This window comes from Nonomuraea sp. CA-218870, assembly GCF_050936535.1.
GTDB classification, from domain to species: Bacteria; Actinomycetota; Actinomycetes; order Streptosporangiales; family Streptosporangiaceae; genus Nonomuraea; species Nonomuraea corallina.
Map to the genome: position 1 here is coordinate 3,266,690 of NZ_JBNJMN010000001.1, position 12,574 is coordinate 3,279,263.

At 74.4% G+C, this 12,574-nt stretch carries 13 protein-coding genes; 5 read left to right on the plus strand and 8 right to left on the minus strand.

What is annotated here, in order from left to right:
* Positions 1-6 precede the first annotated feature (6 nt).
* The 5 genes from ACQEUU_RS15820 to ACQEUU_RS15840 all read right to left on the minus strand — a co-directional run bounded on the left by ACQEUU_RS15820 (position 7) and on the right by ACQEUU_RS15840 (position 6,382).
* Positions 7-744, minus strand: a complete 738-nt coding sequence (locus tag ACQEUU_RS15820; RefSeq protein ID WP_433066251.1) for a Type 1 glutamine amidotransferase-like domain-containing protein — start codon at positions 742-744, stop codon at positions 7-9.
* Between the two features lie 31 nt (positions 745-775).
* Positions 776-1,669, minus strand: coding sequence for a TIGR01777 family oxidoreductase (locus ACQEUU_RS15825; RefSeq protein WP_433066254.1), 894 nt, complete (start codon positions 1,667-1,669; stop codon positions 776-778).
* A 278-nt stretch (positions 1,670-1,947) separates the two neighbouring features.
* The gene (gene sucB / locus ACQEUU_RS15830) at positions 1,948-3,459 is read right to left on the minus strand and encodes a 2-oxoglutarate dehydrogenase, E2 component, dihydrolipoamide succinyltransferase (protein WP_433066257.1); all 1,512 of its coding nucleotides are present in this window, start codon (positions 3,457-3,459) and stop codon (positions 1,948-1,950) included.
* Positions 3,460-3,496: 37 nt separating this feature from the next.
* Positions 3,497-4,861 (minus strand): dihydrolipoyl dehydrogenase, encoded by a 1,365-nt coding sequence (gene lpdA / locus ACQEUU_RS15835; RefSeq protein ID WP_433066260.1) that lies wholly within the window; start codon positions 4,859-4,861, stop codon positions 3,497-3,499.
* Between the two features lie 42 nt (positions 4,862-4,903).
* Positions 4,904-6,382, minus strand: a complete 1,479-nt coding sequence (locus ACQEUU_RS15840; protein ID WP_433066263.1) for a leucyl aminopeptidase — start codon at positions 6,380-6,382, stop codon at positions 4,904-4,906.
* A gap of 104 nt (positions 6,383-6,486) precedes the next feature.
* Here ACQEUU_RS15840 and ACQEUU_RS15845 point away from each other — a divergent pair, with 104 nt between their 5' ends.
* From ACQEUU_RS15845 to ACQEUU_RS15855, 3 genes are read left to right on the plus strand one after another with little or no spacing between them, the layout of a single operon-like run.
* On the plus strand, positions 6,487-6,834 hold the full coding sequence (locus ACQEUU_RS15845; protein WP_433066266.1) for a GntR family transcriptional regulator: 348 nt from the start codon (positions 6,487-6,489) through the stop codon (positions 6,832-6,834).
* A complete protein-coding gene (locus tag ACQEUU_RS15850; RefSeq protein WP_433066269.1) occupies positions 6,831-7,793 on the plus strand; it encodes a hypothetical protein in 963 nt (320 codons plus the stop codon). Before ACQEUU_RS15845 ends, ACQEUU_RS15850 begins: the two co-directional genes overlap by 4 nt.
* A complete protein-coding gene (locus tag ACQEUU_RS15855; protein WP_433066271.1) occupies positions 7,790-8,698 on the plus strand; it encodes a lysostaphin resistance A-like protein in 909 nt (302 codons plus the stop codon). Before ACQEUU_RS15850 ends, ACQEUU_RS15855 begins: the two co-directional genes overlap by 4 nt.
* On the opposite strand, the gene ACQEUU_RS15860 is transcribed toward ACQEUU_RS15855, so the two are convergent.
* The gene (locus tag ACQEUU_RS15860; protein ID WP_433066274.1) at positions 8,680-9,426 is read right to left on the minus strand and encodes an adenosylcobinamide-GDP ribazoletransferase; all 747 of its coding nucleotides are present in this window, start codon (positions 9,424-9,426) and stop codon (positions 8,680-8,682) included. The two genes, ACQEUU_RS15855 and ACQEUU_RS15860, sit on opposite strands and share 19 nt — an antisense overlap.
* The gene (locus ACQEUU_RS15865) at positions 9,423-10,148 is read right to left on the minus strand and encodes an aminoglycoside 3'-phosphotransferase (protein ID WP_433066276.1); all 726 of its coding nucleotides are present in this window, start codon (positions 10,146-10,148) and stop codon (positions 9,423-9,425) included. The genes ACQEUU_RS15860 and ACQEUU_RS15865 overlap by 4 nt, the downstream gene beginning before the upstream one ends.
* Positions 10,149-10,242: 94 nt before the next feature.
* On the opposite strand from ACQEUU_RS15865, the gene ACQEUU_RS15870 reads away from it, so the two are divergent.
* Complete coding sequence (locus ACQEUU_RS15870; RefSeq protein WP_433066278.1) at positions 10,243-11,040, plus strand: ABC transporter ATP-binding protein; 798 nt, start codon at positions 10,243-10,245, stop codon at positions 11,038-11,040.
* A 113-nt stretch (positions 11,041-11,153) separates the two neighbouring features.
* Here ACQEUU_RS15870 and ACQEUU_RS15875 read toward each other — a convergent pair whose 3' ends face one another.
* A complete protein-coding gene (locus ACQEUU_RS15875) occupies positions 11,154-12,215 on the minus strand; it encodes a bifunctional adenosylcobinamide kinase/adenosylcobinamide-phosphate guanylyltransferase (protein WP_433066280.1) in 1,062 nt (353 codons plus the stop codon).
* A gap of 145 nt (positions 12,216-12,360) precedes the next feature.
* Between ACQEUU_RS15875 and ACQEUU_RS15880 the strand changes: the two genes are divergently transcribed.
* Positions 12,361-12,567, plus strand: coding sequence for a hypothetical protein (locus ACQEUU_RS15880; RefSeq protein ID WP_433066283.1), 207 nt, complete (start codon positions 12,361-12,363; stop codon positions 12,565-12,567).
* Positions 12,568-12,574 lie beyond the last annotated feature (7 nt).

Genomic DNA, 12,574 nt, shown 5'->3' on the forward strand with positions numbered 1-12,574 from the left:
GGTAATTCAGGAAGCCAGCAATCGAGGTTCGATCCTGAACTCCTTGACGCCCTTGTCGCCGTCGTGGTCCAGACGGTAGGCGTAGCCCTCGGGCCGGCAGCTGACCGCCTGGATGAACTCGGTGCCGACGTAGTGGAGCGCCACGCCCTCGTCGGCCGCGTAGCCGCCGGGCAACTCGCCGCTCGCCACCGACGCGTGCAGCAGCGGCCGCCGCTGCGGCTCGGCGTCGTAGTGCACGCCGCACGAGTAGGGCAGCAGGCCCAGCCCGTCGGCCCACACCCGCAGCTCGGGGCCGAAGGAGTCGGTGTTGCCGCCGACGTGCCAGCACAGCGCGCCCGCGCTCTGGCCCGACAGCACCACCCCGGCCCGCCACGCCTGCGCGAACGCCTCGTCGAGGCCGTGCAGCCGCCACAGCGCCATCAGGTTGGCCACGCTGCCGCCGCTGACGTAGATCATGTCCTGGTCGAGCATCCAGGCCAGGGGATCCTCGACGTTCGGCATCGGGAACACCGTCAGGTGGCTGACCTCGACGTCCCAGCCGGTGAACGCGCCGTACATCTTCAGCAGCCAGTCGGCGCTGTCGCCGGTCGCGGTGGCGAGCAGGCCCAGCTTCGGACGGTCCTGACCGGTCAGGTCCAGGCCGTAGCGCAGCAGCGGGCTCGCCTCGACGAAGCCATAGCGGCCGCTGGGACGGAAGGAGCCGCCCCCGATCGCGAGGATGTGGGACTGGCCCGACCTGGTCATGCGATCTCCCGAGCGAAGTAAGAACGGCTCACTACAGTACGGCGCGGAGCGCGCCCGCGAGGTCGCCATGGGCGAACTCGTAGCCGGTGCCCAGCAGCGTCCCCGGCCGCAGGCGGTGGCTGGGCAGCAGCCCGGCGCCGGCGAGCTCGCCGAGCCCGAGCGACAGCGCGAGCCGCGGCACCGGCATCGGCACCGTCGGCCGGCCCAGGACCTGGCCGAGCGTCCGGGTGAAGACGGCGTTGGTGACCGGCTCGGGTGAGGCCATGTTGACCGGCCCCGCCACCCCGGGCGTGCCCAGGATGTGCCGCACGGCGCCCACCCAGTCGGGCTCGCTGATCCACGACCAGTACTGCCTGCCCGAGCCGAGCGGCGCGCCGAGGCCGGCCTTGAAGATCGGGAGCATCCGCCCGAGCGCGCCGCCGCGCCCGCTCAGCGCCATCGAGGTGCGCAGCAGCGCCACCCGCGCCCCGAACTCCTCGGCGGCCGCCGCCTCCGCCTCCCACCGCACGCACAGCTCCGCCAGGAACCCGCGGCCCGCGCCCGCGCTCTCGTCGACGACCCGGTCGCCGGTGTCGCCGTAGAAGTCCATCCCCGAGGCCGACACCAGCACGCCCGGCGGCGTCCTCGCCTCCCGCATCGCCCGCACCAGCAGTCTCGTGCTGTCGACGCGGCTGCGGACCAGCTCCTGCTTGTACGCGGCGGTCCAGCGCCGGCCGGCGACCGGCGCCCCGGCCAGGTGCACCACCGCGCTCGCGCCGTCCAGCACGGCCGGGTCCAGCACCCCCTCGGCGGGCCGCCAGAGGGCCTCGTCGCCGCCGCGGGGCTCGCGCCGTACCAGAGTGACCACCTGCTCACCCGCACCCCGCAGCGCGGCGACCAGCGCCCCGCCGAGCAGACCGGACGCCCCGGTCACGATGATCGCCATACGGCCACCCTACGCCGCCACCCCGCCCCCGCCCGCAACCCACCCCTCTGCCCACCCCTCTGCCCACCACCGCCGTGCGGTTCCGTGGTCCGCCGCCCGGAGACGCCGGCGGATCCGCCCACGGGCGGCGCCCGCTCTCCGCGATCCGGGCGGTCCCGCCGCCGGTCCGGTCAAGGACCACGTGGTGGAGATCCCCGGTCGCGGAGTGGATCCGTACGGGAACGTGAGAGGGGCCGGGCGCGGCCATGCGCGCCCGGCCCCTCTCAGGGTGATGCTCGTTACGCGAGGCCGAGCTGGGCCTCGAAGCGGCCCTCCTCCAGGCGACGCTTGATCGTCGTCAGGAAGCGGGCGGCGTCGGCGCCGTCGACCAGGCGGTGGTCGTAGGTCAGCGCCAGGTAGACCATCGACCGGACCGCGATGACCTCGCCCTCGGGCGTGTCGACCACGACGGGCCGCTTGACCACGGCGCCGGTGCCGAGCATGCCGACCTGCGGCTGGTTCAGGATCGGCGTGTCGAACAGGGCGCCGCGGCTGCCGGTGTTGGTCAGCGTGAACGTGCCGCCGGTGATCTCGTCAGGGGTCACCTTGTTGGCGCGGGTCCGCTCGGCCAGGTCGGCCGTCTTGCGGGCCAGCCCGGCGAGGTTGAGGTCGCCGGCGTTCTTGATGACCGCCGCGATCAGGCCGCGCTCGGTGTCGACCGCGATGGCCAGGTGCTCGACGTCGAAGTACGTGACCTCCATGGTCTCGTTGTTGATCGTCGCGTTGAGCTTCGGGTGCTGCTTGAGCGCCTCGATCGCGGCCATCTCGAAGAACGGCATGAAGGACAGCTTGACGCCCTCGCGGCGGAAGAACTCGTCCTTGGCCCGCGCCCGCAGCCGCGCCACCTTGGTCACGTCGACCTCGACGACGGTGGTGAGCTGGGCCGCGGTCTGCAGCGACTCGACCAGGCGCTTGGACATCGTCTGGCGCAGCCGCGTCATCTTCTCCGTGCGGCCGCGCAGCGTGGTGTCGACCTCGACCTGGTCAGGCGCGCCGGAGGGGGCGGCGGCCTGGGGGGCCGGGGCGGCCGGGGCCGCGGCCTGCGGGGCGGGAGCCGGGGCGGCGGCCTGCGGGGCCGCCGCGGGAGCCTGCTCGCGCTGCTGCTTGGCGGCCTCCAGCACGTCCTGCTTGCGGATCCGGCCGCCGACCCCGGTGCCGGTGATGGCGTCGAGGTCCACACCGTGCTCGTTGGCCAGCTTGCGCACCAGCGGCGTCACGTACGGGCTCTCACCCGAGGTGGGCAGCGGCGCCTGCGCCTGCGCAGCGGGCTGCTGCGGGGCCTGCTGCTGGGGCGCGGGCTGCTGGGGCGCGGGCTGCTGGGGCGCGGGCTGCTGGGGCGCGGGCTGCTGGGCCGGCTCGGCGGGAGCGGGCTGCGGGATAGACGAGGCGGGGGCCTGCTGCGGCTCGGGCTGAGGCTCCGGCTCCGGCTCGGGCTCCGGCTGGGGCTCCGGCTCGGGCTCGGGCTGCGCGGCGGGCGCCTCCTCCTCGGCCGGGGCGGCGGCGCCGGCCTGGCCGCTCTCGTCGATGACGGCCAGCTCGGCGCCGACCTCGACCGTCTCGTCCTCCGCCACGACGATCTTCTGAATCACGCCGGCGGCGGGCGACGGGATCTCGGTGTCGACCTTGTCCGTCGACACTTCGAGGAGCGGCTCGTCGGCCTCGACGCGCTCGCCCTCCTTCTTGAGCCAACGGGTGACGGTGCCCTCGGTGACACTCTCGCCGAGCTGGGGCATCTGTACGGAGACCGGCATCGTTATCTTCTCTCGCGTTCTGATCTCGAGGGCTGGACTAGTTGTGGACGTGCAGCGGCTTGCCGGCCAGGGCCAGCATGGCCTCCCCGATCGCCTCGGACTGCGTCGGGTGTGCGTGGATGAGCTGGGCGACCTCCGCGGGCAGCGCCTCCCAGTTGTAGACGAGCTGGGCCTCGGTGACGAGCTCGCCGATGCGGCGGCCCACCATGTGGACGCCGACGACCGGCCCGTCCTTGCGGGCGAGGACCTTGACCGCGCCCGCCGTGCCGAGGATCTGGCTCTTGGGGTTGCCCGCCAGGTCGTAGACCTGCTCGACGATCTCCATGCCGCGCTCGGCGGCCTGCGCGGACGTGAGGCCGACCGAGGCGACCTCGGGGTCGGAGTAGGTGATCCGCGGCACGCCCGCGTAGTCGATGGGAGCGGGGGTGAGCCCGGCGATGTGCTCGGCGACCATGATGCCCTCGGCGAACCCGGCGTGGGCCAGCTGAGGGGTGGCGATCAGGTCGCCGACGGCGTAGACGCCGGGGGCGGAGGTGCGGCAGTGCTCGTCGACGGTGACGGTGCCGCGCTCGACCGCCACGCCCGCCTCCTCCAGGCCCAGGCCCGCGGTGACCGCGCCGCGGCCCACCGCCACGAGCAGGATCTCGGCGTCGAGGGTCTTGCCGTTGGCCAGCGTGACCAGCACGCCGGTCTCGGTGGTCTTGACGCCGTCGAAGCGCACCCCGAGCTCATACTTGATGCCGCGCCGCCGGAAGGCCCGCTCCAGCAGCTTGGAGCTGGACTCCTCCTCCGCCGGGAGCAGGTGGGGCAGGGCCTCGACGATGGTCACCTCGGCGCCGAACGAGCGGTAGACGCTGGCCAGCTCGACGCCGATGACGCCGCCGCCCAGCACGATCACCGAGGACGGCACCCGGTCCATCGTCAGGGCGTGGTCGCTGGTGATCACCCGCTCGCCGTCGATGTCGAGGCCGGGCAGTGACCTGGGCGCCGACCCGGTCGCCAGCACGAGGTGGCGGCCTTCGTACACCTCGGAGCCGACCTGGACGCGGCGCTCGCCCGCGAGCCGGCCCTCGCCCTCGACCAGGGTGACGCCGGCGGTCTTGAGCAGCCCCTGCACGCCCTTCCAGGCGCGAGTGACGATCCTGTCCTTGAACGCGTGGACGCCGGGGACGTCGATGCCGTCGAAGCGCGCGCGCACGCCGAACGACCCGCTCTCCCTGGTCTCGTCGGCCACCTCGGCGACGTGCAGGAGAGCCTTGGTGGGGATGCACCCCCGGTGGAGGCAGGTGCCGCCGATCTTGTCCTTCTCGATCAGGGCGACGGACATGCCCAGCTCGGCCGCCCGCAGCGCGCAGGCGTATCCGCCGCTACCGCCACCTAGGACGACGATGTCGTAGGCCACAGCGAGGCTCCTTGTCGGGGTCGTCTTGACGCCTTCATCTTTTCACTGGTTCGACGCGCTCGCGTGCCGCTCCGCCAGTCCGATGAGCGTGCGGGTGACCGCGCCGGTGCCGCCCTTGGGAACGTATCCGTACGGCTCGCCCTTGTTGAAGGCGGGACCGGCCATGTCGATGTGGGCCCAGCGCACGCCGTCGGGCACGAACTCCTTCAGGAAGATCCCGGCGGCGAGCATGCTGCCCCAGCGCTCCGGCTGGAGGTTGGCGATGTCGGCGATCGGGGAGTCGAGGCCCTTGCGCAGTTCCTCGGGCAGCGGCATGCCCCAGGCGCCCTCGCCCGCGGCGCCGGCCGCCTCGACGACCAGCTCGCGCAGCTCGTCGTCGTTGGCCATGACGCCGGCGGTGCGCCAGCCGAGCGCGACGATCTGGGCGCCGGTCAGGGTCGCCACGTCGATGATCGCGTGGGGGTGGTCCTCGGCGGCCCGGGCGATGCCGTCCATGAGGACCAGGCGGCCCTCGGCGTCGGTGTCGAGCACTTCGACGGTCTTGCCGCTGTAGCTGTGGATGACGTCGGAGGGGCGCTGCGCGGTGCCGCTGGGGAGGTTCTCCGCCAGGCAGAGGTAGCCGATGGCGTTGACCCGCAGGCCGAGCCTGGCGATGCCGACGAGCGCGCCGAACACCGCGCCCGCGCCTCCCATGTCGGACTTCATCCAGTCCATGGACGCGGACGGCTTGAGCGACAGGCCGCCGGAGTCGAACGTGATGCCCTTGCCGACGAACGCCAGGGTCTTGGCGGCCTCGGGGTGGGTGTAGGAGAGGCGGACCAGGCGCGGCGGGTTGGCCGAGCCCTGGCCGACGCCGATGAGGCCGCCGTAGCCGCCGTCCCTGAGCTGCTTGTCGTCCAGCACCTCGACGGACAGGCCGGCCTCGGCCCCGGTCCGCTCGGCGATCTCGGCGAACTTGGCCGGCCACAGGTCGGACGGCGGGGTGTTGACCAGGTCGCGCACCAGCGCCACCGACTCGGCCAGCACGGAGGCGCGCTCCGCCGTCTCGCCGGGCGCGCCGGACAGCACGGTCAGGTCGGCGACCGGCGCCTTCTGGTCGCCGCCGGTACGGTAGCGGGAGAACGCGTAGGCGCCCAGCAGCCCGCCCAGCGCCACGGCCTCGGCCTCCTCGGCCGACTCCGCGGGCAGGAGCAGCGCGGCGCGCGAGGTGCCGGCCAGCGAGCGCACGGCGGCGCCGGCGGCGCGGCGCAGGCCCTCCAGGTCGGCCGTCTCGCCGAGGCCGACCGCGACCAGCAGCGGCGCGCTGACGGAGCCGAACGTCGGCAGCTTGGCGATCTCGCCGGGCTTGCCGGCGAACCCCAGCGAGGACAGCGAGGCGGCCAGCTTGCCGCCGAAGGCCGCGTCGAGGGGCTCGGCGCCCGTGGCGGGGCGCGGACCTTCGGGGCCGGACCTGAATCCGACGATCAGCGCGTCGGTGTCGAACGAGACGGGATCTGCTGAGTTCAGCCGCACAGTGGTCACGTAAACCGACTCTATCGAGGGTTTCTGCGTACTAACAAACACGGGTTCATCCGATGAATCGCCGGTCGCGGCTTTGGTGACATGGTGCTATTCTCATTAGCACCATGTTGCTGACATTGGACCTCAACGACGCCCGCCCCCTGCACGAGCAGGTCGCCGCGGCCGTCCGGCGCGCCATCGGCGAGGGTCACTACGCGCCGGGTGACCGGCTGCCTCCGGCTCGTGACCTCGCGACGGCGCTGGGCATCAACCCCAACACCGTGCTGCGCGCCCTGCGCGAGTTGCGCGACGAGGGGCTGCTGGAGTTCAGGCGCGGGCGCGGCGTCAGCGTCGCCACCCGCGCCGACGCGCGCGCCCTGCTCCGCGAGCGGACGCGCGAACTGCTGGAAGAGGCCAGGAGACACGGATACCGCCGGGAGGACCTGATCGCCATTTTGGAGGAGCTCGCATGACCTCGCGCACCATCGCCCTGCTCGCGGGAACGGCCGTCGCCGCCGCCGTGTCGGCCGCGCCGCTCGCCCTGCGCGAGCGGCTGCCCGACCCGCTGGCCGTCCACTGGGGCCCGGGGATGATTCCTGACAACGCCGTGTCCTTCCCCGTCTACCTGGCCGTACAGGCGGCGCTGTGGGGGGTCGTCCTGCTGGGCCTGCTCGCCTCGGCGCGAAGGGCCGGAGGCGGAAGGTCCGCGCGGGTGTCGTGGTGGGCGCTGTTCTCCGGCGGCGTGCTGTTCGCGTCGCTGATCTCCGGCATGACCGTGGCGGCCAACCTCGACGCGGCCACCTGGACCGACGCCCGGCTCAGCCCGCTCGCCGTGGCGGTCGTGATCGCCGTGCCGCTCGCCGCCGCGGCGCTCTCCGGCTATCTGGGCCGGGGCGCGGCCGACCCGGCGCACGCGGACCAGGAGCCGCCCGTGCTGAACCTGCGCCGCGGCCAGCGGGCCGTCTGGGTGAGCCGGGTGAGCAACCCGTGGCCGCTGCTCATCACCGCCGCCGGCGCGGCCGCGCTGTTCGCCCTCGCGATGCTGGACCTGACCGGGGTCGTCCGTGTGGCGTCCTACGGGGCCGTGCTGCCGGCGCTGGTGGCCGTGCTGGCGGTCGGGCTATTCGCCTCCTCGCTCACCGCCAGGGTCACCGGCGACGGGGTGGTGCTCGCGTTCGGGCCGTTCGGCTGGCCGGTGCGGCGCATCCGCCTGGACAAGATCGACCATGCCTTCGCGGAGGAGCGCCACCCCAGCCAGGTCGGCGGCTGGGGGGTGCGCGGCCTGCCCGGCGGCGCCACCATCATGCTGCGCGGCGGCGAGTGCCTGGTCCTGCGCTACCGCTCCGGCGGCCAGCTGGGCATCAGCATCGACGACGCCGAGCGCGGCGCCTCCCTGATCAACGCCCTCATCGCCGAGAGGAGCGCCGTATGAGGCCGCTGACGGTCTTCCTGGCCGTCGCCTTCGTCCTGTCCTGGCTGGCCGCCCTGCCCCTGTGGCTGGGCGGCGGGCTGAGCACGCCGCTGATGCCGGTGCTGGGCTCGCTGATGATGCTGACGCCCACGCTGGGCGTGCTGGCGGCGTGGCGGGTGTCGCGGACGCCGTTTCGCGTGTGGGTGCGCGAGACCGGGCTCACGCTCGGCGAGCGCGGGGGCCGTACCCTGCTGCTCGTGCTCGCCGCGTGGCTCGGCGTGCCGGCGCTGGTGGCCGCCGCGGTGGCGATCAGCGCCGCTCTCGGGCTGCTCAGCGTCGACCTGGCCGGGCTGAGCCTCTACCGGGCGCAGCTGGAGGCCCTGGGCGCCCCCGCGCCCGACGCCCCGCAGACGGCGGTCGTCCTCCAGCTGCTCCTCGGCGTGCTGGCCGGGCCGCTGCTGAACGCCATCCCCTCGCTGGGCGAGGAGTGGGGCTGGCGCGGCTATCTGGTGCCCAGGCTCACCGGGACCCGCGGCGTCGTGGCGGGGCTCGTGCTCTCGGGCGTGATCTGGGGGGCGTGGCACGCGCCGCTGACCCTGCTCGGGTACAACTATCCCAACCTGGGGGCCGGGGCCGCCGTCTACTTCATCGGGTTCTGCGTGGTGGCCGGGGTGATCCTCGGCTGGCTGCGGCTGCGCTCGGGCAGCGTGTGGCCGGCCGTCGTGGCGCACGGCTCGCTCAACGCGACCGTCGGCGTCGTCCTGCTCATCGGCGACGCCGCCGCGCCGCCCAACCCGGCGATCGCCGGGCTGACCGGCATCGTGGGCTGGGTCCTGCTCGCCATCTGCGGCGCCGTCCTGCTCAGGTTCTTCCCGGTACGGGCTCCGGCCGCCGGCCCGGTCACAAATCAGCCGACCAGCGCGTAGACCACCAGGGCCGCCGCGGCGGCGGTCTCCACCAGGGCGCCCAGCACGTCCCCGGTGATGCCGCCGAGCCTGCGCCTGGCCCTGACGAGCAGGAACGAGGCCGCGGCCAGGCCGGCGAGCAGCGCCACCGGGGGCGCGACCAGTTCCCGGACCGGGACGCCGGGCCGCAGCGGCAGGGCCGCCGTGACGACCAGGGCGGCCACGGTCACCAGGAGGGCGGTGCGGGTCCGTACCGTGCCCGCGACCGTCGCGCCGAGCCCGTCGGGGCGGGCGGCGGGCACGGCGGGGCGGCAGGCCCAGGCGAGCGTCAGGCGGCCCGCCACGCACGCCGTCACCAGGCCGATCGCCCCCGTCTCGGTCAGGGCCGCCGCCTGGACGAGGACCGTGAAGAGGATGGCCGTCACCCCGAACGGCCCGATGTCCGACTTTTTCATGATGTCGAGCGCCTGGGCGGCCGGCTTCCCGCTGCCCAGGCCGTCCGCCAGGTCCGCGAGCCCGTCCAGGTGCAGGCCCCGCGTCAGCACCGCAAGCAGCCCGAGCGCCAGGGCGGCGCCCAGCAGCGGCGGACCGGGCAGCAGCAGCGGCAGCGCGGCCACCGCGCCGAGCGCCAGCCCCACCGCCGGGGCCAGCGCCATCGCCCGCCCCGCCACCACGCGGTCCACCCGCGTCACCCGTACCGGGAACACGCTGAGCGTGCCGAGCGCGAACCGCAGCCCGTCCAGGCTCACGACACCTCGGCCAGCAGCCGGTAGTAGGCCAGCTTGGCCGCGTCGGCCTCGGCGAGCCCGTACGCGGCCAGGAAGTCGGCCGCCGCTCGCCCCTCCAGCGCGCGCAGCGCGACGGCCAGGTCCACGTAGCGGTCGGCCACGCCCAGCGCGGGCACGTCGATCAGGACCGCCTCGCCGGAAGGGGAGGCGAGCACGTTGGCGGGGGTGAAGTCGCCGTGGGTGACCACCAGGTCCTCATCGGCCGGCCGCTCGGCCAGCAGCCTGGACAGGACCCGCCCGGGGGCGAGGCCGGCGTGCTCGTCGCCGAGGTCCGCCGGATCCACCAGCCCGGCCCGCACCCGCTCGGCGGCCCTGGCCAGCTTGACGTCGAGCCGCTCGTCGAACGGGCACTCCGCCACCGGGATCGCGTGCAGCGCGCGCAGCGTCTCGCCCATGATCGTGCCGGCGTCCGGCGGCCGCGACCTGCGCTCCAGGTCCCGCCAGCCCACCTCGGCCAGCACCAGCACGTCACCCTCGAACGCCACGACGTCCGGCACGCTCGCCCACCGCTTGAGCCACAGCAGCCGTTCGTGCTCGGCCGCGGCCGCCGGGCTCCGCTTGATGAAGAACTCACCCCGGGGACCCGTCACCCGAAGCGTCTCGCCGCTCAGGCCGGCGTGGTCGTCCGACCAGATCGCGTCCTCGCCGCCGACCAGATCGAAGACGTTCTCAGGAAACCGCATGACGACCGATCCTACGGGGGCGCCGGCGGGCCGGACGCAGGCGCGATGAGGACAGGACGCCGACCCGTCCGCCGGCGTCCCCTAGGCTTGCCGGATGCACGTGGTTGAACTCGAAGGCGTAGGCGTCCGGGTCGTCGGCAAGACCTTGCTGGACGCGGTCGACTGGCAGGTGGCCTACGGCGACCACTGGGTCGTGCTGGGTCCCAACGGCGCGGGCAAGACGACGCTGCTGTCGCTCGCCGCGGCCGTGCGCCACCCCACCGTGGGCGCCGTGACCGTGCTCGGCCACCGGCTCGGCCGCGTCGACCTGCGCGAGCTGCGCCGCCACATCGGCCTGGTCTCCTCCGACCAGGTCCTCGTCGACGAGGACCTGATGGAGGAGGAGGGCGCCACCGCCCACACCGTGGTGCTCACCGGCCACACCGGGACCAGCGCCCCGCTGTGGGACCGCTACGGCGAGGCCGAGCGCGAGCGCGCGCTGCGACTGCTCGCCGACCTCGGCTGCAAGGACCTCGCCGACCGGCGGTTCGCCGTGTGCTCGCAAGGGGAGCGGGCCAGGATCCGGGTGGCCAGGGCGCTCATGGGCGACCCCGCCGTGCTGCTCCTCGACGAGCCGTTCGCCGGGCTCGACCTGCCGGCCCGCGAGGACCTCGTCACCGCCGTCGAGAACCTCGCCGAGACCCGGCCGGTGCTGACCACGGTCACGGTCACGCACCACCTGGAGGAGGTGCCGTCGACGACCACGCACGCGCTGCTGCTGCGCGAGGGCCGGGTGCTGGCGGCGGGCCCCGTAACGGACGTGCTCATCCCCGCCCACCTGTCCGAGTGCTTCGGCCTCCCGCTCCACGTCGACCGCCTGCACGGCCGCTGGTACGCCCGCTCCGTCCGCTGACACCGGTCCCGGTCCTCTGACCGCGTACGCCCGCCGGACGCGCCCACAGGGCGTCCAGGGGCTCTGTCAGAGGGAAGGACGGGCGCGGCGGCCTCCAGGGTCGGCGAGGCCGGTCACAGGGAGAGCGGCCGGCCCGCCACGACCAGGGTGACCTCCTCCGACTCGGCCGCCAGCCGCTCGTTCAGCCGGCCGAGCGCGTCACGGAAGGCCCGGCCGCTCGCCGTCGCCGGGACGACCCCCATGCCGGCCTCGTCCGACACCGCCACGATGCGCCCGCGCGCCCGCCGCCAGGCGTCCACCAGCTCCTCGCACCGCTCCAGCACCGGCCCGTGGTCGCCGTCCCAGGCGGCGTGCTCGTCGAAGACGGCCGCCAGCCAGGTGCCCAGGCCGTCGATCAACAGCGGGGCGGCGGCCGCGCGGATCACCCCGGCCAGGTCGGTGGTCTCCACGGTGTCCCAGTGCGCGGGCCGCCGCACCCGGTGCGCGCGCACCCGGGCCGCCCACTCAGGGTCGCCGTCCCCGGCCGGGCCGGTGGCGACGTAGGTCACGTACGGTTCCGCGGCCAGCCGCAGCTCGGCCTCGGCCGACTTGCCCGACCGGGACCCGCCCAGGACGAGCGCCCGCCTCGGCTGCCCGGGGACGACGCCGTCCGGGCGGACGGGACTGTCCGCCCTCGCGGTCGGATCCGGGACTGGACCGTCTGACTCGGCGGGCGCGGTGTGCAGGACGGTTCCGTCGGGGACGGAGACGGCGCCCCACAGGCGCAGCCGTCTGTCGAGTTCGCGCGGGGAGCGGACGCGGTGGTCCAGGCCGACGGCGACGACCCGGGTCCCGGCGCTCACCGCGCCGGCCCGCCTCAGCGCGCCGAGCCGCTCCGGCCGGGCCGGCAGGTCGATCAGGACCACGTCGTACGGCGCGTTCGCGTCGAGCGGGACGTCCCGATCCGCGGGCGCGTACAGCAGCCGGCTCCCGTCCGGCCCGGCGAGCCCCAGCCCGCCCGCCAGAACCTCGTAGCCGGGAGGCGCCCCGGCCCACGGGTACGCCACCACGTCGTCGACCAGCACCCCGAACGGCCGGCGGGCGGGCAGGCCGGCCGTCCCGGCGCAGGACGCGCACGGACACCCCGGCTCGGGCCAGCCCGCGGCACCGGCGGTCCCGGTGAGAAGAAGCTTCATCGCGCCGAGCGTACAAACCCGGACCGGCCGGGGGCCGCGCCGGGCGGGGCGGCGGGCGGGATGGATCGATCAGCTGCCGGGGCCGGAGTAGGGTTCCAGTGCCGCCGGGGGGTGCGCCGGCGGGCCGGCGGAGAAGGAGTATGGCATGACATGGCGTTGGCGTTATGAGGACGCGCACGGCGGTGAGGTGACGGATCGCCCCTTGCCGCGCGAGGTGTTTCCCAGCCAGGCCGACGCCGAGTCGTGGCTCGGCGAGAACTGGCGTGAGCTGCTCGAGGCGGGCGTCGAACAGGTGTCGCTCCTGGAGGAGGACCGGGTCGAGTATCGGGGGCTGTCGCTGCGCCAGGAGTGACCACGGC

Bases quoted from the DNA above. Each gene is read 5' to 3' on its own strand.
- ACQEUU_RS15820 (WP_433066251.1), bottom strand. From the start codon at position 744: ATGACCAGGTCGGGCCAGTCCCACATCCTCGCGATCGGGGGCGGCTCC.
- ACQEUU_RS15825 (WP_433066254.1), bottom strand. From the start codon at position 1,669: ATGGCGATCATCGTGACCGGGGCGTCCGGTCTGCTCGGCGGGGCGCTG.
- sucB (WP_433066257.1), bottom strand. From the start codon at position 3,459: ATGCCGGTCTCCGTACAGATGCCCCAGCTCGGCGAGAGTGTCACCGAG.
- ACQEUU_RS15845 (WP_433066266.1), top strand. From the start codon at position 6,487: ATGTTGCTGACATTGGACCTCAACGACGCCCGCCCCCTGCACGAGCAG.
- ACQEUU_RS15850 (WP_433066269.1), top strand. From the start codon at position 6,831: ATGACCTCGCGCACCATCGCCCTGCTCGCGGGAACGGCCGTCGCCGCC.
- ACQEUU_RS15855 (WP_433066271.1), top strand. From the start codon at position 7,790: ATGAGGCCGCTGACGGTCTTCCTGGCCGTCGCCTTCGTCCTGTCCTGG.
- ACQEUU_RS15865 (WP_433066276.1), bottom strand. From the start codon at position 10,148: ATGCGGTTTCCTGAGAACGTCTTCGATCTGGTCGGCGGCGAGGACGCG.
- ACQEUU_RS15870 (WP_433066278.1), top strand. From the start codon at position 10,243: ATGCACGTGGTTGAACTCGAAGGCGTAGGCGTCCGGGTCGTCGGCAAG.
- ACQEUU_RS15875 (WP_433066280.1), bottom strand. From the start codon at position 12,215: ATGAAGCTTCTTCTCACCGGGACCGCCGGTGCCGCGGGCTGGCCCGAG.
- ACQEUU_RS15880 (WP_433066283.1), top strand. From the start codon at position 12,361: ATGACATGGCGTTGGCGTTATGAGGACGCGCACGGCGGTGAGGTGACG.